Source organism: Streptomyces sp. NPDC032721 (genome assembly GCF_055579625.1).
Genome location: NZ_JBVIMX010000001.1, coordinates 423635 through 441164, shown reverse-complemented (window position 1 = coordinate 441164; position 17530 = coordinate 423635). Strand labels below are relative to the sequence as shown.

17 protein-coding genes are annotated in these 17530 nt (G+C 72.6%); 5 read left to right on the top strand and 12 right to left on the bottom strand.

Features of this window, described 5'->3' with window-relative positions; all coding sequences use genetic code 11:
• Window positions 1-29: 29 nt before the first annotated feature.
• Together ACZ5PB_RS01895 and ACZ5PB_RS01890 are read right to left on the bottom strand one after the other, a co-directional pair.
• Window positions 30-524, bottom strand: a complete 495-nt coding sequence (locus tag ACZ5PB_RS01895; protein WP_468686885.1) for an SRPBCC family protein — start codon at window positions 522-524, stop codon at window positions 30-32.
• A 95-nt stretch (window positions 525-619) separates the two neighbouring features.
• On the bottom strand, window positions 620-2029 hold the full coding sequence (locus ACZ5PB_RS01890; RefSeq protein ID WP_468686884.1) for a phytoene desaturase family protein: 1410 nt from the start codon (window positions 2027-2029) through the stop codon (window positions 620-622).
• A gap of 175 nt (window positions 2030-2204) precedes the next feature.
• Between ACZ5PB_RS01890 and ACZ5PB_RS01885 the strand changes: the two genes are divergently transcribed.
• The gene (locus tag ACZ5PB_RS01885; protein WP_468688235.1) at window positions 2205-2981 is read left to right on the top strand and encodes a nucleotidyltransferase domain-containing protein; all 777 of its coding nucleotides are present in this window, start codon (window positions 2205-2207) and stop codon (window positions 2979-2981) included.
• Window positions 2982-3037: 56 nt separating this feature from the next.
• On the opposite strand, the gene ACZ5PB_RS01880 is transcribed toward ACZ5PB_RS01885, so the two are convergent.
• Window positions 3038-4096, bottom strand: a complete 1059-nt coding sequence (locus ACZ5PB_RS01880) for a lipoate--protein ligase family protein (protein ID WP_468686883.1) — start codon at window positions 4094-4096, stop codon at window positions 3038-3040.
• Window positions 4097-4237: 141 nt separating this feature from the next.
• Here ACZ5PB_RS01880 and ACZ5PB_RS01875 point away from each other — a divergent pair, with 141 nt between their 5' ends.
• The 3 genes from ACZ5PB_RS01875 (at window position 4238) to ACZ5PB_RS01865 (ending at window position 8019) form a co-directional block, all read left to right on the top strand.
• On the top strand, window positions 4238-5242 hold the full coding sequence (locus ACZ5PB_RS01875) for an isochorismatase family protein (RefSeq protein ID WP_468686882.1): 1005 nt from the start codon (window positions 4238-4240) through the stop codon (window positions 5240-5242).
• Window positions 5243-5309: 67 nt separating this feature from the next.
• Complete coding sequence (locus tag ACZ5PB_RS01870) at window positions 5310-7142, top strand: gamma-glutamyltransferase family protein (protein ID WP_468686880.1); 1833 nt, start codon at window positions 5310-5312, stop codon at window positions 7140-7142.
• Window positions 7143-7206: 64 nt separating this feature from the next.
• On the top strand, window positions 7207-8019 hold the full coding sequence (locus tag ACZ5PB_RS01865) for an inositol monophosphatase family protein (protein WP_468686879.1): 813 nt from the start codon (window positions 7207-7209) through the stop codon (window positions 8017-8019).
• A 69-nt stretch (window positions 8020-8088) separates the two neighbouring features.
• Here ACZ5PB_RS01865 and ACZ5PB_RS01860 read toward each other — a convergent pair whose 3' ends face one another.
• From ACZ5PB_RS01860 to ACZ5PB_RS01830, 7 genes are all read right to left on the bottom strand, one after another.
• The gene (locus ACZ5PB_RS01860; protein ID WP_468686878.1) at window positions 8089-8943 is read right to left on the bottom strand and encodes an aminoglycoside phosphotransferase family protein; all 855 of its coding nucleotides are present in this window, start codon (window positions 8941-8943) and stop codon (window positions 8089-8091) included.
• 29 nt (window positions 8944-8972) lie between these two features.
• Window positions 8973-9512, bottom strand: a complete 540-nt coding sequence (locus ACZ5PB_RS01855) for a methylated-DNA--[protein]-cysteine S-methyltransferase (RefSeq protein WP_468686876.1) — start codon at window positions 9510-9512, stop codon at window positions 8973-8975.
• A gap of 4 nt (window positions 9513-9516) precedes the next feature.
• Window positions 9517-11010, bottom strand: coding sequence for an AlkA N-terminal domain-containing protein (locus tag ACZ5PB_RS01850; RefSeq protein ID WP_468688234.1), 1494 nt, complete (start codon window positions 11008-11010; stop codon window positions 9517-9519).
• Window positions 11011-11111: 101 nt separating this feature from the next.
• Window positions 11112-11648, bottom strand: coding sequence for an O-acetyl-ADP-ribose deacetylase (locus ACZ5PB_RS01845; protein WP_468686874.1), 537 nt, complete (start codon window positions 11646-11648; stop codon window positions 11112-11114).
• On the bottom strand, window positions 11645-12364 hold the full coding sequence (locus tag ACZ5PB_RS01840) for an SIR2 family NAD-dependent protein deacylase (protein ID WP_468686873.1): 720 nt from the start codon (window positions 12362-12364) through the stop codon (window positions 11645-11647). Before ACZ5PB_RS01840 ends, ACZ5PB_RS01845 begins: the two co-directional genes overlap by 4 nt.
• On the bottom strand, window positions 12361-12801 hold the full coding sequence (locus ACZ5PB_RS01835; protein WP_468686871.1) for a hypothetical protein: 441 nt from the start codon (window positions 12799-12801) through the stop codon (window positions 12361-12363). The genes ACZ5PB_RS01840 and ACZ5PB_RS01835 overlap by 4 nt, the downstream gene beginning before the upstream one ends.
• Complete coding sequence (locus ACZ5PB_RS01830) at window positions 12798-13784, bottom strand: ArsR family transcriptional regulator (RefSeq protein ID WP_468686870.1); 987 nt, start codon at window positions 13782-13784, stop codon at window positions 12798-12800. Before ACZ5PB_RS01830 ends, ACZ5PB_RS01835 begins: the two co-directional genes overlap by 4 nt.
• Before the next feature lie 147 nt (window positions 13785-13931).
• Here ACZ5PB_RS01830 and ACZ5PB_RS01825 point away from each other — a divergent pair, with 147 nt between their 5' ends.
• The gene (locus tag ACZ5PB_RS01825) at window positions 13932-15212 is read left to right on the top strand and encodes an MFS transporter (protein WP_468686868.1); all 1281 of its coding nucleotides are present in this window, start codon (window positions 13932-13934) and stop codon (window positions 15210-15212) included.
• A 27-nt stretch (window positions 15213-15239) separates the two neighbouring features.
• Here the strand turns inward: ACZ5PB_RS01825 and ACZ5PB_RS01820 are convergent, their stop codons facing one another.
• Together ACZ5PB_RS01820 and ACZ5PB_RS01815 are read right to left on the bottom strand one after the other, a co-directional pair.
• Complete coding sequence (locus ACZ5PB_RS01820; RefSeq protein WP_468686867.1) at window positions 15240-15737, bottom strand: NUDIX domain-containing protein; 498 nt, start codon at window positions 15735-15737, stop codon at window positions 15240-15242.
• A gap of 84 nt (window positions 15738-15821) precedes the next feature.
• Entirely contained in the window at window positions 15822-17522 is a 1701-nt protein-coding gene (locus ACZ5PB_RS01815) for a BCCT family transporter (protein WP_468686865.1), read from the bottom strand.
• Between the last annotated feature and the right edge of the window lie 8 nt (window positions 17523-17530).

Sequence of the window (17530 nt, the reverse complement as noted above, 5' to 3'; positions counted from 1 at the left end):
CGCCCGGCCGCCTGACGCCGAGCTGCCCGCTACTGCGGATCGGGGAGCGGCTCACCCGTCTCCAGGAACGTCTTGATGCTGGAGAGCAGCACCGGCCACCCCTCCCTGAGCATCGGCAGCACGGTCGAGCCCGCGTCGAACCCGTCGTGGACGACCCTCAGCCGGGTCGTCGGACCGGTCGGCGTGATTTCGTACGTCACCCTGGACCGCGACTCCGCCGCCACCTGTGCCCGCAGCCCCTCGTCCATGCCGGTGGCCTCGGCGAACGCCGGGGTGAAGGTGTGCCAGGTGTACGAGAGCAGCCGCCCGGGCTCCACCGCCAGGACGACCTGCTCGGGGTCGGGCAGGCCCAGCCCCAGCCCGTGCCAGGTCATCGTGGAACCCACCAGCCAGTCCGACTCGAAGGTGATCTTCCAGTAGCGGCTGGTGAACGCGGGATCGGTCAGGGCCTGCCAGACGCGGTCCGGGGTGGCCCCGACGTACATGACGTAGTCGAAGGCGGTGCTGCGGTCCAGGTCGTCCATGCGGCCATTCTGCGCGCGCGGCCGGGGGACGGCACGGCGAGCGGGGGGGGCGGCACGGGCGCTGACCCGGTCGGGACCCTTATCCCCTGTCCCTATCACTCCGACGCCCGCAGCCGCTGCCAGACCGCCTTCGCCGCGTTGTGCCCCGACATCCCGTGCACACCGGGCCCCGGCGGCGTCGCCGACGAGCAGATGAAGACCGCCGGGTGCGACGTGGTGTACGGAAACAGCGACAGCTTGGGGCGCAGCAGCACCTGCAGCCCCGAGAAGGCGCCGCACGCGATGTCGCCGCCGATGTAGTTCGCGTTGCGGCCGACCAGCTCGCGCGGGCCCGCCGCGGCGCGGGCCAGGACCCGGTCCCGGAAGCCGGGGGCGAAACGTTCGATCTGGCGCTCGATCGCGTCCGTGAGGTCACCCTCCCAGGCGTGCGGGACGTGCCCGTACGCCCAGAAGACCTGCTTGCCCTCCGGCGCCCGCGACGGATCGGCCAGGCTGGGCTGTGCGGTGATCAGGAACGGGGCCTCGGGCGCCGTACCGCCGGAAGCCTGCCGCAGGGCCTTGCCGATCTCGCCCTTGGTCGGGCCGATCTGGACCGTCCCGGCCCGGCGTGCCTCCTGCGCGGTCCATGGCACCGGGCCGTCCAGCGCGTAATCGATCTTGAAGACGCTCGCGCCGTACCGGTAGTTCTCATACGCGTTCCCCAGCCCGGCGATCCGGGCGAGTGCCGTCGGCGAGGTGTCGAAGACGTACGCACGGGCCGGGGGCAGGTCGTCGAGCCGCTTCACCTCGAACCGCGTGTGGACGACGCCCCCCAGGTCCCGCAGGTACGCGGTCAGCGCGTCCGGGATCGCCTGCGAGCCGCCGCGCGGTGCCGGCCAGCCGTTCTCGTGCGCGGCCAGCGCGAACATCAGGCCGACCGCCCCCGTCGCGAATCCGCTCAGCGGCGCGATCACGTGCGCCACCAGCCCCGCGATCAGCGCCTTCGCCTTCTCGTCGCGGAACCGCCGCATCAGCCAGGTCGAGGGCGGCAGCCCGGTCAGCCCGAACCGGGCGAGCGTCACCGGACCGCGCGGCAGCGCGGTCAGCGGCAACGACATGAAGTCCCGCGAGAGGGTGTCCCACTTCCCGAGGTACGGGGCGACCAGCCGCCGGTACGCCCCCGCGTCCCGCGCCCCGAACGACGCCGCGGTCTCCGCCACCGACCGGGACAGCACTGCCGCCGTCCCGTCGTCCCACGGATGCGCCATCGGCAGCTCCGGGTGCAGCCACTCCAACCCGTACCGCTCCAGCGGCAGATTCCGGAAGGCGGGCGAACCGATCCCCAGCGGGTGCACCGCCGAGCACGGGTCGTGCCGGAACCCGGGCAGCGTCAGCTCCTCGGTCCGCGCCCCGCCGCCCACGGTGTCCTTCGCCTCGAAGACCTCCACGGAGAACCCGCGGCGGGCCAGCTCGACGGCGGCGGTCAGCCCGTTGGGGCCCGCACCCACGACCACTGCATCCAGCATCCGCGCCACCTTGGACTCCTCACGCCACGTCCCACAAGGAACCCCAGGGTATTCCCGTGCGCCGACGGGCACGGCGGCGGTATGGTCCGGCCTCGTGAACAGCATGCCCGGACCCACCGAAGACCCCACGACCGCGACCACTGCCGACGCAGCCGCAGCCGCCGCCGTGAAGGCCATGGCCGAACGCCTCGTCACCGTTCCCGGTGTACGCGCCGTCGCCCTCGGCGGCAGCCGCGCGCGGGGCACCCACCGCCCCGACTCCGACTGGGACCTAGGCCTCTACTACCGGGGCGACATCGACGTACCCCAACTGGCCGCCCTGGCAGCCGAGTTCACCGGTACGCAGGTGGAGGTGGCGGGCCCCGGCGGCTGGGGGCCGTGGGTGAACGGGGGTGCCTGGCTCTCCGTGGGCGGCACCCCCGTCGACTGGATCCTCCGCGACCTCGACCGCGTGGAACGGGTCTGGTCCGACTGCCGCTCCGGCCGCTTCGAGGTCGGCGTGCAGGCCGGCCACCCGCTCGGCTTCTGGTCCCCGGCCTACCCGGGCGAGGTCGCCCACTGCCGCGTACTGGCCGACCCGCAGGGCGAGTTGACCGCCCTGCGGGCCGAGACGCAGCACTACCCGCAAGCCCTGCGCGAAGCCCTCGTCGCCGCGTCCTGGGAGGCGGAGTTCTCGGTGGCCAACGCCCGCAAGTCCGCGAGCGGCGACGACGTACTCCATGTGTCCCTGTGCCTGTCCCGCGCCTTCGGCGTCCTCGCCCAGGCGATGCTGGCCCACGCGGGGCAGTGGTGCGTAAACGAGAAGGGCGCCCTGGCCGCAGCGGCCCGACTCCCCTCCGCCCCCGCCGACTTCACGGAACGCGTGACGGCGGCGCTACGGAGCCTGGACACGGCTGCGGTGGCGAGCGCGGCGACGCTGGTGTCAGAGGTACGGGACCGTCTGGCGCGCTAACACCGCGCCACGAACCGCGCACCCAGAGCACCCGCGCCGCCCCACCGCCCCCGGCCTTACGGCACCCGCGCCGTCCACTCCTCCGTGCCGAACTTCGTCGCGGCCAGTTTCTCCGCGCGGGCCATCTCCTCGGCAGTGACCTTGCCGTTCTCCAGGCCGTACCGGCCGCGGAACGAGCCGATCATGCGCTCGATCACTGCTTCTCGCCCCAGGCCCGTCTGGCGGCGCAGTGGGTCCACGCGCTTCTTCGCGCTCTTGGTGCCCTTGTCGGAGAGTTTCTCCCTGCCGATGCGCAGGACCTCCGTCATCTTGTCCGCGTCGATGTCGTACGCCATCGTCACGTGGTGCAGCACCGCGCCGCCCGCATCGCTGACCACGCGCTTCTGGGCGGCGCCCGCGATCTTGCCCGCGTCGGTGGCGATGTCGTTGAGGGGCTGGTACCAGGCCTTGACGCCCATGTCGCCGAGCGCGCCGAGCACCCAGTCGTCCAGATAGGCGTAACTGTCGGCGAAGGACAGGCCCTGGACGAGGGCCGTGGGGACGGCGAGAGAGTAGGTGATGGTGTTGCCCGGTTCGATGAACATGGCTCCGCCGCCGCTGATCCGGCGCACCACCTGGATCCCGTGGCGCTCCGCACCCGCCGGGTCGACCTCGTTGCGCAGCGACTGGAAGCTGCCGATGACGACGGCGGGCGCGCCCCACTCCCAGACGCGCAGCGTGGGCGGGCGGCGGCCGGCCGCGACCTCGGTGGTGATGACCTCGTCCAGCGCCATGTGCAGCGCGGGGGACTGCGGGGCCTCGTGGATGAGCTGCCAGTCGTAGTCCGTCCAGTCCGTGGCGTGCGCGAGCGCGCGGCGCACCGCGACGGCGATTCCGTCGGAGGTGAGACCGAACATCACCGTGCCCTCGGGGAGGGCCGCTTCGATACGGGCGGCCAGGCCCGCGGCGTCGGTGTCGGCGGGGGCACCTTCGAGGGCCCGGTTGATCGCGAGGATCGCCTCGTCGGGTTCGAGGAAGAAGTCGCCCGCCACGGTGACGTCGCGCAGCGCGCCGCCCTCGACCTCCAGGTCGACCACGACGAGTTTGCCGCCGGGGACCTTGTATTCACCGTGCACCGTGCTGCCTCCGCGATTCCATCGTGAAACGCTAGAAATGTCTGACTCATCCGAGAATCGGCTGTGAGCTGCGACAACGCAAATTCCCGGAGGTTCATTCCGGCACCGCCAAGTGATCGGGAATGGGCGCATCATGGCTCGATGACCTCTCCTGACGGCGCTCGGGCCGCTGCCCCGGCCACCGCCCCTGCCACCGCCCCAGTCGCCACCCCTGCCACCGCCTCCGCACTGCTCCTGGTCGATCTGATGCCCCGCATCCTCGGCCTGCCGCTCGCCCCGTACGACGGTGACCTGGTGCTGCGGCGCTGCCGTGCGCTGGCCGCCGACTTCCGGGCCAAGGGGCTGCCCGTCGTCCAGGTACGGGTGGATCGGCCCGGAGTCGCCGAGCAGCCCGCCGGGAGCGGATTCGCCGAGGAGCTCGTCGAGCCCGGGGATGTGGTGGTGGTCAAGCAGACCCTGGGCGCGTTCCACGGGACCGGCCTGCACGAGGAGTTGGCGAAGCGGGACGTGCGTACGGTGGTCGTCGCCGGGGTGGTGACCACCATGGGCGTGGAGTCCACCGCGCGGGCCGCACTCGACCTCGGCTACGACGTGGAGTTCGTCGCCGACGCCATGTCCGGGCTCGCCGCCGACGAGCACGACTTCACCGTCCAGCGCATCTTTCCCCGCCTCGGCGCGGTCCGGAACGCAGGTGCGTACCGGGTGGACCCCTTCGTGCCCGTCGGCTTCGAGGTGCCGCGCACGCTCGACGCCGGGGAGTTCCGGCTCGTACCGCTGGCCCCCGAGCACAACGAGCAGGACCACGCGGCGTGGATGTCCAGCATCGAGCACATCCGCAACACGCCGAAATTCGGGCGGAGTTGGCCGCCGGTGGAAGGGGCGACGCTCGCCGAGAACCTGCGGGGCGTGTACGGGCACGCGCGTGACTTCGCGGACCGCAGCGGGTTCACCTTCGCCGTCCTCGACCCGGCGACGGACGCCGTGATCGGCTGTGTCTACCTCTACCCGGACCGGGACGATCCGCAGGTGGCGGACGTCAGGTCGTGGGTGAGCGCGGAGCGGGCCGGGCTGGACGGGGCGCTGGCCGATGCGGTCGCCGGGTGGCTGGAGCGGTCCTGGCCGTTCGGCACCGTCTCGTACCGCTGAACCGAGCCGAGCAGCAGTAGCCGTCGTAGCAGTAGCAGTAGTAGCAGCAGTAGAAGAAAGGCCGCGCATGTTCACCACCCGTCCCACCCTCCAGGGCACCTTCGGCATGGTGTCCAGCACCCACTGGCTCGCCTCCCAGTCCGCGATGGCGGTGCTGGAGGACGGTGGCAACGCGTTCGACGCGGCCGTCGCCGCGGGCTTCGTCCTGCACGTGGTCGAGCCGCACCTCAACGGGCCCGCCGGTGAGGTCCCGATCCTGCTCGCCCCGGCCGGTGGCGAGGCGCGCGTGCTGTGCGGGCAGGGGCCCGCCCCCGCCGGGGCGGACATCGCCCACTACCGGGGGCTCGGCCTCGACCTGGTGCCCGGCACCGGGCCACTGGCCGCCGCCGTGCCGGGCGCGTTCGACGCGTGGCTGGTGCTGCTGCGCGACCACGGCACCAAGTCCCTCTCTCAGGTGCTGAGTTACGCCATCGGATACGCCGAGGAAGGTCACCCGCCGGTCGCCCGGGTCGGCGAGACCGTCGAGACCGTACGGGAACTCTTCGAGACGGAGTGGGTCAGTTCGGCGGAGGTGTACCTGAAGGGTGATCAGGCGCTGAGCGGGGGCGGGCTGTTCCGCAATCCCGCGCTCGCCGCGACCTGGCGGCGGATCCTGCGCGAGGCCGTCGCGCCGGGGCGTGACCGGGAGGGCGAGATCGAAGCAGCGCGGGCGGTCTGGCGCGAGGGCTTCGTGGCCGAGGCGCTCGTCGCCCAGGCCGCCCGGCCGACCATGGACACCAGTGGCTGTCGGCACACCGGCACCCTGAGCGCCGCCGATCTGGCGGGATGGTCGGCCCACTACGAGGCCCCGACGACGTACGACTGGAACGGCTGGACCCTGTGCAAGGCGGGCGGCTGGAGCCAGGGCCCCGCCTTCCTCCAGCAATTGGCGCTGCTGCCGGACGAGTTGCCGCCGTACGGCAGCGAGGAGTACGTCCACCTCCTCGTCGAGGGCAGCAAGCTGGCGATGGCGGACCGGGAGGCCTGGTACGGGGACGCGCGGCCGGTGCCGCTGGCGGACCTGCTGTCGTACGAGTACAACGAGGAGCGCCGGAAACTGGTGGGGGAGCGGGCCTCGTACGAACTGCGCCCGGGCAGCCCCGGGGGCCGGACGGCGCGGCTGAGCGCGCATGCGGGGGCGGCGGGCAAGGGGACGGGAGCGGTGACGGCACCGCACGCCGCGGGCGCCGGTGAGCCGACCGTCGCCGGGCACGGGGATCCTGGTGAGCCGACTGTTGCCCCCGACGGGACTGTTGCCCCCGACGGCTCCACCCGGGGCGACACCTGCCACCTCGACATCGTCGACCGCTGGGGCAACATGGTCGCGGCCACGCCCAGCGGCGGCTGGCTCCAGTCCAATCCGGTCGTGCCGGAGCTGGGCTTCCCGCTCGGGACGCGGCTCCAGATGGCGTGGCTGGACCCCGGCCTGCCGAACTCGCTCACGCCCGGACGCCGCCCCCGTACGACCCTCACGCCTTCGCTGGCGCTGCGCGACGGGGAGCCGGTGATGGCGTTCGGCACGCCGGGCGGGGACCAGCAGGACCAGTGGCAGCTGCACTTCTTCCTGGCGGTGGCCTACGGCGGGCTCGGCCTCCAGGAGGCGATCGACGCACCGAACTGGCACCAGGACTCCTTCCCCGGCTCCTTCTACCCGCGCGGCATGCTGCCCGGCTCGGTCACCGTCGAGTCCCGGATCGGCCGCGCGACGATCGCGGCGCTGCGGTCGCGGGGGCACCAGGTGACCGTGGGAGGGGAGTGGTCGGAGGGGCGGCTGTGTGCGGTGGCGAGGGATCCCCGGTCGGGGGTGCTGTCGGCGGCGGCGAACCCGAGGGGGATGCAGGGGTACGCGGTGGGCCGCTGACCGCCCGGGCCCGACCCATTGGCGGACCTGACCCATTGTCGGAGGGGCGTGCTTTGCTGGAGGCATGATCGAGAACACGCTTGTCGTCCAGGTCGAGGCAGCTGTGCGGGAAGCCGCAGCCGCCGAGATCATGCCGCGCTTCCGGCAGCTCGCCGCGCACGAGGTGCTGGTGAAGAACGGCCCGCACGATTTGGTCACGGTCGCCGACCGGGGCGCCGAGGAACACCTCACCGCCGCCCTCACGGCGCTGCTGCCCGGCTCGGTGGTCGTCGGCGAGGAAGCGGTGCACGCGGACCCGTCCCGGTACGACGCCATCAGGGGATCCGCGCTGGTCTGGATCGTCGATCCGGTCGACGGCACCCGGCAGTTCGTCCAGGGCGAACCGGGCTTCTGCACACTGGTGGCGCTGGTGGAGGACGGCACCGTCCGGGCCTCGTGGACGTACGCCCCGGCCAGGGACGAGATGGCGGTGGCAGTGCGGGGTGAGGGCGCCTGGCTGGACGGGGTCCGGCTGCGCTCCGGGGCACCGGAGCCCGGCGCCCCGCTGCGGATCGCGATGTCGCACCCCGACTACACGACGCCCGAACAGAAGCAGGCCCTGCTGGGCCTGCGGACCGAGGGCGTCGAGGCCAGGCCGTGCGGATCGGCCGGACTGGAGTACCTGGCGGTGGCCACGGGACAGCTGGACGCGGTGGCCTTCAACTGGGAACTGGCCTGGGACCACGCGGCGGGGCTGCTGCTGGTGGAGGAGGCGGGCGGTACGGACCTGACGCTGAGCGGCGAGCGGTACCGCATCGCAGGGGCCAACGCGCTGCCGTTCACGGCGGCGCGGGACGGGAGGACGGCGGAGGCGGTGAGGGGGCTGCTGGCGGGGTGAGGGTACCTGGGCGGCGGACCTCCTCGTTAGGCCCCGTCATGCGCCCTCCATGCGTCCCCTATGCGCCCTCTACGCGTCCTCGGTCAGCAGGGCCGCGAGCACCAGCCTGGCCTTCTCGCCCATGGTGGCGTTCACCGTCCGGTACGCCCGCAGCTCGTTCAGCGCCACCGACAGCGCCCACCCCCGGCCCCGCTCCCACGCCGCCGCGTCCGCCCCCGTCGCCTCGCGGAAGGTGGTGCGGGCCGGTGGGGTCAGCAGGTACCAGGCCGCGATGAGGTCGACCGCCGCGTCGCCCAGGCCCAGGCAGCCGAAGTCGATGACCGCCGTCAGCCGGCCGTCCGCCACCAGGACGTTCCCCGGCTGGAGGTCGGCGTGGATCCACACCGGCGGGCCGGCCGGGTCGGCGGCCCGGAGCGCGCCCTCCCACACCCGTAGCGCCGCGGCCGGGTCGATCTCCGACGTCAGGGCCGCGACGGCCTCGCGCGTCGAGGCGTCCCGGGAGGCGAGCGTCTCGCTGCGGTACGAACGCGGGCCGCCCGTCGGGTCGATGGCGTGCAGCGCCGTGGTGAAGGCGGCCAGGTCCGTCGCCAAGGCCGCGCCGCCGCTGACGGCGGCCGGGTTCGTGCCGTCGAGCCAGTGGTAGACGCCCCACGGGAGTGGGAAAGCGGGGCTCGGCTCACCGGCCGCCAGGGGTGCCGGAATGGGGACGGGCAGCTCAGGAGCCAGCTTCGGCAGCCAGTGGCGCTCCGTCAGGATGTCCTCGGCCGCGCCCTCGTGCCTCGGCAGGCGTGCCGCCAGGTCCGTGCCCAGCCGGAACATCGTGTTCGCGGTGCTCTCCGCCCCCGCCTCGGCGACCGGCAGGTCCGCCCACTGCGGGAATTGGGCGCGCAGCAGCTTCCGTACCAGGGACTCGTCGATCTTCATACGGCTGACCGTAGCCGCCCCAACCCGCCTCAGAACAACAGGTTTTCCTCCCGCGCCCCGCCGCCCGTGGCCCCGGCTCCCTCCAGCTCCAGCAGGGCCCGCTTCCGCTCCAGTCCGCCGCCGTACCCCGTCAGGCTGCCGCCCGAGCCGATCACCCGGTGGCACGGCACCACGATGCTGATCGGGTTCTTCCCGTTGGCGAGCCCGACCGCACGGGACGCGCCCGCCTTGCCGAGCTGCTCGGCGAGCTGCCCGTACGAACGCGTCTCGCCGTACGGGATCGTCAGCAACTGCTCCCAGACCGAGCGCTGGAAGGGTGTCCCCTCCAGGTGGATCGGGACGGTGAAGGTCGTCAACTCGCCCGCGAAATAGGCGTTCAGCTGCTCGACGACCTCGGGGAAGGGGCCGGCCCCGACGTCGCCCACGCCGACCCGGTCGCCGAAGGTCTCCGGCGGGGGCATGTGGCGGTGGTCGACCATGTAGATCGCGGAGAGGGCTCCGTCGGTCGCCACGAGCGTCAGTGGATCGTACGGGCTGTCGATGACGGTGTGCTGCTTGAGGCCGGACATGGCGTCAGTTCCCTTGTGTCTGCTGTGTCTGCGTCGGAAGGTGGTTGATGGGGTGGGCGTCGGTCGCCCACAGGTACTGCACGGCGTACGCCCGCCACGGCCGCCACTGCGCGGCCCGCGCGGTGAGCGCCGCCGGGGTGTGCGGCAGACCCAGCTCCTGGGCGGCCCGCCGGATCCCGAGGTCCGACGGCAGGAACGCGTCCGGATCGCCGAGCGCCCGCATCGCGATGACCTCCGTCGTCCACGGTCCGAAACCGGGCAGCTCCAGGAGCCGCGCCCGCGCCGCGTCCCAGTCGCTGTCCAGATCCAGCTCCAGCGAGCCGTCCGCCAGCGCCCCGACCAGCGTCGTCAGCGTCGTACGACGGCTGCGCGGCAGAGCGAGGGACTCCGGGTCCAGCGCGGCCAGCGCCCCGGGCGACGGGAAGAGGTGGGTCAGCCCGCCGCCCGCCGGGTCCTCGACCGGCTCGCCGTGCGCGGTCACCAGCCGGGCCGCGTGCGTCCGGGCCGCCGCCGTCGACACCTGCTGCCCCAGTACCGCCCGTACGGCGAACTCGGCGGCGTCCGTCGTCCTCGGCACCCGCCGACCGGGCGCCGCCGTCACCAGCGGCGCCAGCAGCGGATCGGCGCCGAGCCGCTCGTCGACGGCCACCGGGTCGGCGTCCAGGTCGAGCAGCCAGCGGCACCGGCTGATCGCCTGGGTGAGGTCCCGCAGGTCGGTGAGCGAGAGCAGGCAGGCGATGTGGTCGCGCTGCGGGGTGAGCGTCGCGATCCCGTGTCCGTACGGGAGGCGCAGGGTGCGCCGGTAGGAGCCGTCGCGCCACTCCTCCACCCCCGGCACCCCGGTCGCCGCCAGATGCCCGAAGAGGTTCGACGGCTCCAGCGGTGCCCGGAACGGCAGCCGCAGCGCGATCGCGCCCGGAGTCTGTGGCAGGTTCTGCCGCCCGCGCGCCCGCAGCTCGCTCGGCGACAGGGCGAAGACCTCGCGGACCGTGTCGTTGAAGGTGCGGATCGAGGAGAACCCGGCCGCGAACGCGATGTCCGCCATCGGCAGCCCGGTCGTCTCGATCAGCAGCCGCGCGGTCTGCGCCCGTTGCGCCCGCGCCAGGGCCAGCGGCCCCGCCCCCAGCTCGGCGAGCAGCTGCCGCTCGATCTGCCGGGTCGAGTAGCCGAGCCGCCTGGCCAGCCCCGGCACCCCCTCCCGGTCCACCACCCCGTCCCGTACGAGACGCATGGCACGGGCGACGACATCGGCGCGGGCGTTCCACTCGGGCGAGCCCGGACTGGTGTCGGGCCGGCACCGCTTGCAGGCCCGGAATCCGGCCTGCTGGCAGGCGGCGGCGCTCGGGTAGAACGTCATGTTCTGCGGCTTCGGCGGTACGACGGGGCAGCTCGGACGGCAGTAGATACGGGTGGTCAGGACGGCCGTGAACACCCAGCCGTCGAACCGTGCGTCCTTGGACTGCACGGCACGTACGCAACGCTCGGTGTCGGTGTGCATGGCGGAAGGCATGCCTCAAGAATGGGGCACCGGGGCAGGCCGGGGCTGGCGGAAATCCGACATCGACGTGCCATGGCCAGGGCTTCGCCGAGCGCCTGCGGCTAGCCGCCGCCGTGCAGCTCCCGCGCGAAGATCTCGTACGCCGCCGAACCGAACAGCACGAACCGCACCTCCGTCAACGGCGCCGCCGCCACCTCCCGGCACGTCGCCACCGCGATCCGCGCGCCGTCGTCCATCGGCCAGCCGTACACCCCCGTGGAGATCGCCGGGAACGCGACAGTCCGCGCACCCAGCTCCACCGCCACCCGCAGCGACTCCCGGTAACAGGACGCCAGCAGCTCCGACTGGTCGGCTTCCGCCCGGTGCACCGGACCCACCGTGTGCACCACGTACCGGGCGGGCAGGTTCCCGGCCGTGGTCGCCACCGCCCGCCCGGTCGGCAGGCCCTTGCCGTAGCGGGAGGCCCGCAGCCTGCGGCAGTCGGCGAGGACGGCGGGGCCGCCGCGCCGGTGGATCGCGCCGTCGACGCCGCCCCCGCCGAGCAGCGAGGAATTGGCGGCGTTCACCACGACGTCGACGTCCTGCTCGGTGATGTCGCCCTCGACGAGCGTGAGCCGCACGGCCGGGCCCGGCGTCATGACAGCGACTCCAGCAGTGCGGGCAGCGCGCTGCCGATGGGCTCGCGGACCACCAGGTCAGCGCGGTCGTCGTACGGGGTCGGCTCGGCGTTCACGATGATCAGCCGCGCCCCGTTGTCCACGGCCAGCTCCGGCAGACTCGCGGCCGGGAACACCTTGAGGGAGGTGCCCACGGCGATGAAGACCTCGCAGGCCTTGGTGATGCTCACGGCCTCGGCCACCACCCCGTCGTTGAGGTGCTCGCCGAACAGCACCGTCGACGACTTCAGGATCCCGCCGCACTCCTCGCACGCCGGGTCCGCCTCACCCGCCTCGACCCGGGCCACCGCCTCCGTCATCGGCGTGCGCTTCCCGCAGCCGGTGCAGGTCACCGACCGCGCGTTGCCGTGCAGCTCGATCACCTTGCGCTCCGGCAGCCCGGCCGCCTGGTGCAGCCCGTCCACGTTCTGCGTGATCACCCGCACCGCGACACCGGGCCGCCCGTCCAGCGCCGCGACGGCACGGTGGGCGGCGTTGGGGGCCGCGTTCAGCAGGATCCCGGTACGGCGCACCTGCCAGGCACGGCGACGGATCTCCGGATCGTTCATGTAGTGGCTGTACGTGGACAGCTTCTCGGCCTCGGGGTCGCGCACCCACACACCGTTCGGCCCCCGGTAGTCGGGAATGCCGGAGTCGGTGGAGATGCCGGCGCCGCTGAGGATCGCCACGAGTGTCATGCCGCGAGATTAGGCGGGGGCGGGGTGATGCGCGAGCGCAATTCCCGGCGCAGCCGGGGCGCCGTCACGGCCACGAACAGCCCGAACACCAACAGCCGTTGCAGCCCCGGCTGCTCCTGCACGCGGCTGTGCAGCGGCCCGTACACCGCGTAGGCGTTCGCCGCGATGTCCGTGGCCATCACCGCACACACCAGCCACACGCCGCCCGTGCCCCGCCCGCGTACCGCACCCCGTACGACCAGGAACAGTGCCAGCGGGTCGAGCACCGCGAGCGACGTCCAGTACAGGTCGAGCCAGCGCGGCGCGAAGTCGGCGTGCGGGCGCAGACCGTACGTGAAGAGGTCGAAGAGGTGGGTGTACGTGCCGATCAGGAGTGCCGCGGCATAGACGGCGACGACCGCCCAGCGTGCGGCACGTGCGCGGCGTGTGGAGGTCAAGTGGGTTGCTCCAGCTGGGAGTTGATGAGGGTGTCGCCGGTTTCCGTGCGGTAGTAGAGCACCGAGCGGCCCGCCCTTCGGCGGCGTACCAGGCGGGCGTCGAGCAGGACCTTCAGGTGGCGGCCCACCGAGCCCAGGGCGAGGCCCGTCAGGGCGACCAGTTGGGTGGTGCTCTTCGGGGAGGCCAGGAGCGCGAGCAGGTGGGCGCGGGCCGGGCCGAGCAGGGCGCCCAGCGCGTCCAGGGCCAGTGGTCTGCTCGGTTCCGCCAGTGCGCCCGCGCACGGGTACATCACCGCGTACCGGTGCCGGCCCTCCCAAGCGACCCAGCTCGTCGAGAAGGTGACCGGGACGAACAGCAGCTGGGCCCCGGAGATCTCGCGCGGCGGATAGTCGTGCGTGTTGATCTGCAGCCGGTCGCCGCCCAGCCAGCGCATCCCCGGCAGCATGTCGTCCAGTGCCGCCGCCCAGCCGCCCCGGCTCAACTGCGCGGTGCGCGCGACCACATCGGCCTCCAGCACCCGGCGCCGACGCGGCCACTCCGGCAGCACCATCCCCTCCCACACCCACTCCAGCAGATCGGCGGCCCGGTCCGCGAGGTCGGTGCGGTCGCGTAGTGCGGCGGGCGGCGGACCGTCGAGGGCCACGGTCAGGTCGTCGATCACGGAGTCGGGCCGGGTGGCGCGCATCCGGGCCAGCTCCTGCCCGAAGCTCTGCTCCTCGTCGGCGAGCGGGGTCGGGGTGATGAAGTCGGCGTTCCAGGTGGGCCGGAAGGCGCAGTCCAGCAGCAGCGCCGTGACCGGGGCGTCGGCCAGCCGCTGCCGGAAAGCCGGGAGGTGGGTGTCGAGCCAGGCGCGTTCGCCGGGGTGGGAGAGGGGGCGTTGCAGCCACACCAGCATCTTGAGGCTCGAAATCGCTTCCGTGAGCGGGGAGATGACGAACCGTCCGCCCGCGAGGGTGTCGGCATTGACCTGCCACCAGCCCATCCCACTCCACCCCCGCCCTTGGCCCTTGACCCTTGGCCTCTGGACCTTGGTTCTGGGCCCCAAGTCCGTGGCCCTGTCCCGCTCCGACCTTTCGCGCTCGTGCGAAACATTACCGCCGCCCGTACCCGGCTGCCGAGACTCGTCCCCATGAACACCTATCGCGAGCTGTTCCGGCAGCCGGAGTTCACCCCCCTCTTCCTGACCGTCTCCATGAAGTCGGCGGCGCAGACCGTCGCCGGCCTCGCACTCGGCACCCTCATCTACGCCCGGACCGGCTCGCCGCTGCTCTCCTCGCTCGCGATGTTCGGCCCCTCCCTCGCCCAACTCCTCGGCGCCACCACCCTGTTGTCCGCCGCCGACCGGCTCCCGCCGCGCGCCGCGCTCACCGGAATCGGCCTGCTCTTCGGGCTCGCCGCCGCCGTCCAGGCCATCCCCTGGCTGCCGGTGTGGGCCGCCTTCGCCGTCCTCCTGGTGCTGGGCGTCTTCGCCTCGCTCAACGGCGGCATCACGTACGGCCTCCTCAACGAGATCCTCGTACGCAGGGGATTCCTGATCGGCCGCTCCGTGATGAACATGTCCAACGGCGTCATGCAGATCTGCGGATTCGCCCTCGGTGGCGTCCTCACCCAGGTGCTCTCGCCACGCGGCGCACTCCTCGTCAGCGCGGGCCTCTACCTCGTCTCGGCGGTGTTCGCCCGCTTCGGCCTGTCCCGTCGGCCGCCGCGCGCCACCGGCCGCCCTTCGGTCGCCGAGACCTGGCGGAGCAACGCCAAGCTCTGGTCGTCGAAACCGCGCCGCTACGTCTACCTCGCGCTGTGCGTGCCCAACGGGCTCATCGTCGGCTGCGAGTCCCTCTACGTACCGTACGCACCGGAACAGGCGGGCCTCCTGTTCGCCTTCGCGGCCTGCGGGATGCTGATCGGGGACACGGTCGTCGGCCGCTTCGTCCCCCCGGCGTGGCGGGCCAGGGGCGGACCGGCGCTGCGGCTGCTGCTCGCCGCGCCCTATCTGGTGTTCTTCCTGCACCCCTCGCTGCCGTTCGCCCTGGCCGTCGTACTGGTCGCCTCCATCGGCTTCGCGGCGACCCTGCTCCTCCAGGAACGGCTGATGGCCCTCACCCCGGACGAACTCAGTGGCCACGCGCTCGGCCTGCACAGCTCGGGAATGCTCACCATGCAGGGCGTGGGCGCGGCGCTCGCGGGCGGCGTCGCCCAGCTCACGTCACCGGCGACGGCCATGACACTGCTGGCGGCGGCCTCGGTCGCGGTCACCCTGGTCCTGGAACGGGGCCTGCGTACGGAGCTCCCGAAGGGCGGCCCCGTCAAGGTCTCCACGACCATGCCCCCGACCCCGACCCCGACCCCAGCCACCGAGGCCGACGACCCCGGCAGCCCCACCACGACCCCGGCTCCGGGCACCACTCGCTGACCCGGCCCGCGCCACCCGGCCCCCGCCCTACCCCTCCCGCCGCCCGTCCACCAGCTCCACCGCCCCCGACCCCTCCGCCAGCGCCGCGAGCCCCGCCAGGATGCGGTCGCCGAGCGAGCCGATGGCGTACGTCTTCACCTCGTCCACCGGCACCAGCCGCCAGGACAGCAGCTCCGCCTCCTGCAACCGGATCGCCGCCAGCCGCTCCGCGTCCAGCACCCCGCCGTCGTACAGATACGCGGCGATCGGCGGACGCTCCTCGCCCCGGACCCAGTCGACGACCAGCAGCTTCCCCAACTCCACGTCGAGCCCGATCTCTTCGAGCGTCTCGCGCCGCGCCGCCTGCCGGGGAGTCTCCCCGGTGTCGGACTCGACCGTCCCGCCGGGCAGCGCCCAGCCCTCGCGGTAGTTCGGCTCGACGAGCAGGACCCGGCCCTCGGTGTCGCGGAAGAGGGCCGCGGCTCCGGCCAGGACGCGGGGGAGCGAGGCAATGTACGCGGCGTACTCAGTCAGTTCTTGGGTCACCCGTAAAGCCTAGGGGCCCCGTGTGCCCGCTCGCTCGCGATCACCCGCGCCCCCGCGCCCCTCAGGCCCGCTGCGTACCGGAGATCACTCGTCCGTACGGGACTTTGCCGCGCGCCGCAGCCTCGGGTGCCGCCGGTCGGGGCCGTGCTCGGTGATCGCGTCACCGACCATCGCCCGTACCGCGTCCCGCAGTCCGTGCAGCGCCTGGTGCCTGGCCGGGCCCGCGCCCGGGTCCTCGCGCAGCTCCTTGATCAGCGCCCAGCACAGGCCGAGCATCACGAGCACGAAAGGCAGCGCGACCAGGATCGTCGCGGTCTGCAGGGAGTTGAGGCCGCCCGCGACGAGCAGACCGGCCGCGACCGCCGCCATCAGCACGCCCCACAGGACCACCAGCCAGGTCGGCGGGTGCAGCGAGCCCCGGCTGGTCAGCGAACCCATCACCAGCGAAGCGGAGTCGGCACTCGTCACGAAGTACGTCATCACCAGCAGCATCGCGATGACCGAGGTGACGGTCCCGATCGGCAGCGCGTCCAGCATCGTGAACAGGGATGCCTCCGCACCCTCCTTGACCGAGCTCGCCAGGTCGGCGACCTTCGTCTGGTCGAGCCGGATCGCCGAACCGCCCATCACGCAGAACCAGATCACCGTCGCCCCGCTGGGCACCAGCAGCACACCGATCAGGAACTCGCGGATCGTCCGGCCCCGGGAGATCCGGGCGATGAACGTGCCCACGAACGGCGCCCAGGACAGCCACCACGCCCAGTAGAAGATCGTCCACGCGCCCAGCCAGTCGCTGTTGCCGAACGCGCCGGTACGGGTCGCCATCGGGAGCAGCTGGTCGAGGAAGCCGCCGACGGCCGCCGGGATGGCGTCCAGGATGTAGACGGTCGGGCCGAGGACGAAGACGAAGAGCATCAGGCAGGCGGCCAGTACGAGGTTGATCGTGCTCAGCCACTTCACGCCCTTGTGCAGCCCGGAGAAGGCGGAGAGCACGAAAGCCGCCGACAGGGCGCCGATGATGATCAGCTCGACGGTCTTGGTGTCCTCGATGCCCGTCACGATGTTGAGGCCCTTGGCGACCTGGAGGGCGCCCAGGCCCAGGCTGGTCGCCGTGCCGAAGACGGTCGCGAAGACGGCGAGCAGATCGATCACCTTGCCCTGCCAGCCGTCGGCGCGACGGCTGCCGAGCAGCGGTACGAAGGCCGAACTCAGCCTGTTTCCGCGGCCCTTGCGGAACGTCGCGTACGCGAGCGCGAGGCCCGCGATGCCGTAGATGGCCCACGGGGTGAGCGTCCAGTGGAAGAAGGAGTACTCCAGGGCCGCCCGCGCCGCGTCACCGCTGCCCGCCGGGGCGCCGGAGCCCGGGGGAGGGGTGAGGTAGTGCTGGAGCGGCTCGCCCACGCCGAAGAACATCAGGCCGATGCCCATGCCCGCGCTGAACATCATCGCGATCCAGGCCACGTTGGTGAACTCGGGCTCCGAGTCGTCCTTGCCCAGACGGATCCGGCCGAACCGGCTCAGCGCGATGCACAGGCACATCAGGAGGAAGACGTCGGCCGCGATGACGAAGAGCCAGGCGAAGTTGGCGAGGACCCAGGCGAGCGCGGTGGAGGAGGCGCTCTCGAAGGAGTCCTTGCCGAGGAAGGCCCAGGCGACGACGGCGGCCACCGCGAGCACACCGATGAGGATGACTGTGTTGTCCGGTTTGCCGTCCCCGTGGGGACCCTCCTGGGCGGTGTCCGGGTCGGGGGCGGGCGACGGTGGATCGAGGGATTCCGTACTCATGCCGGACA

Coding starts and splice junctions, on each gene's coding strand:
- ACZ5PB_RS01895 (WP_468686885.1), bottom strand. CDS start 524: ATGGACGACCTGGACCGCAGCACCGCCTTCGACTACGTCATGTACGTC.
- ACZ5PB_RS01890 (WP_468686884.1), bottom strand. CDS start 2,029: ATGCTGGATGCAGTGGTCGTGGGTGCGGGCCCCAACGGGCTGACCGCC.
- ACZ5PB_RS01885 (WP_468688235.1), top strand. CDS start 2,205: ATGGCCGAACGCCTCGTCACCGTTCCCGGTGTACGCGCCGTCGCCCTC.
- ACZ5PB_RS01875 (WP_468686882.1), top strand. CDS start 4,238: ATGACCTCTCCTGACGGCGCTCGGGCCGCTGCCCCGGCCACCGCCCCT.
- ACZ5PB_RS01870 (WP_468686880.1), top strand. CDS start 5,310: ATGTTCACCACCCGTCCCACCCTCCAGGGCACCTTCGGCATGGTGTCC.
- ACZ5PB_RS01865 (WP_468686879.1), top strand. CDS start 7,207: ATGATCGAGAACACGCTTGTCGTCCAGGTCGAGGCAGCTGTGCGGGAA.
- ACZ5PB_RS01860 (WP_468686878.1), bottom strand. CDS start 8,943: ATGAAGATCGACGAGTCCCTGGTACGGAAGCTGCTGCGCGCCCAATTC.
- ACZ5PB_RS01855 (WP_468686876.1), bottom strand. CDS start 9,512: ATGTCCGGCCTCAAGCAGCACACCGTCATCGACAGCCCGTACGATCCA.
- ACZ5PB_RS01850 (WP_468688234.1), bottom strand. CDS start 11,010: ATGCACACCGACACCGAGCGTTGCGTACGTGCCGTGCAGTCCAAGGAC.
- ACZ5PB_RS01845 (WP_468686874.1), bottom strand. CDS start 11,648: ATGACGCCGGGCCCGGCCGTGCGGCTCACGCTCGTCGAGGGCGACATC.
- ACZ5PB_RS01840 (WP_468686873.1), bottom strand. CDS start 12,364: ATGACACTCGTGGCGATCCTCAGCGGCGCCGGCATCTCCACCGACTCC.
- ACZ5PB_RS01830 (WP_468686870.1), bottom strand. CDS start 13,784: ATGGGCTGGTGGCAGGTCAATGCCGACACCCTCGCGGGCGGACGGTTC.
- ACZ5PB_RS01825 (WP_468686868.1), top strand. CDS start 13,932: ATGAACACCTATCGCGAGCTGTTCCGGCAGCCGGAGTTCACCCCCCTC.
- ACZ5PB_RS01815 (WP_468686865.1), bottom strand. CDS start 17,522: ATGAGTACGGAATCCCTCGATCCACCGTCGCCCGCCCCCGACCCGGAC.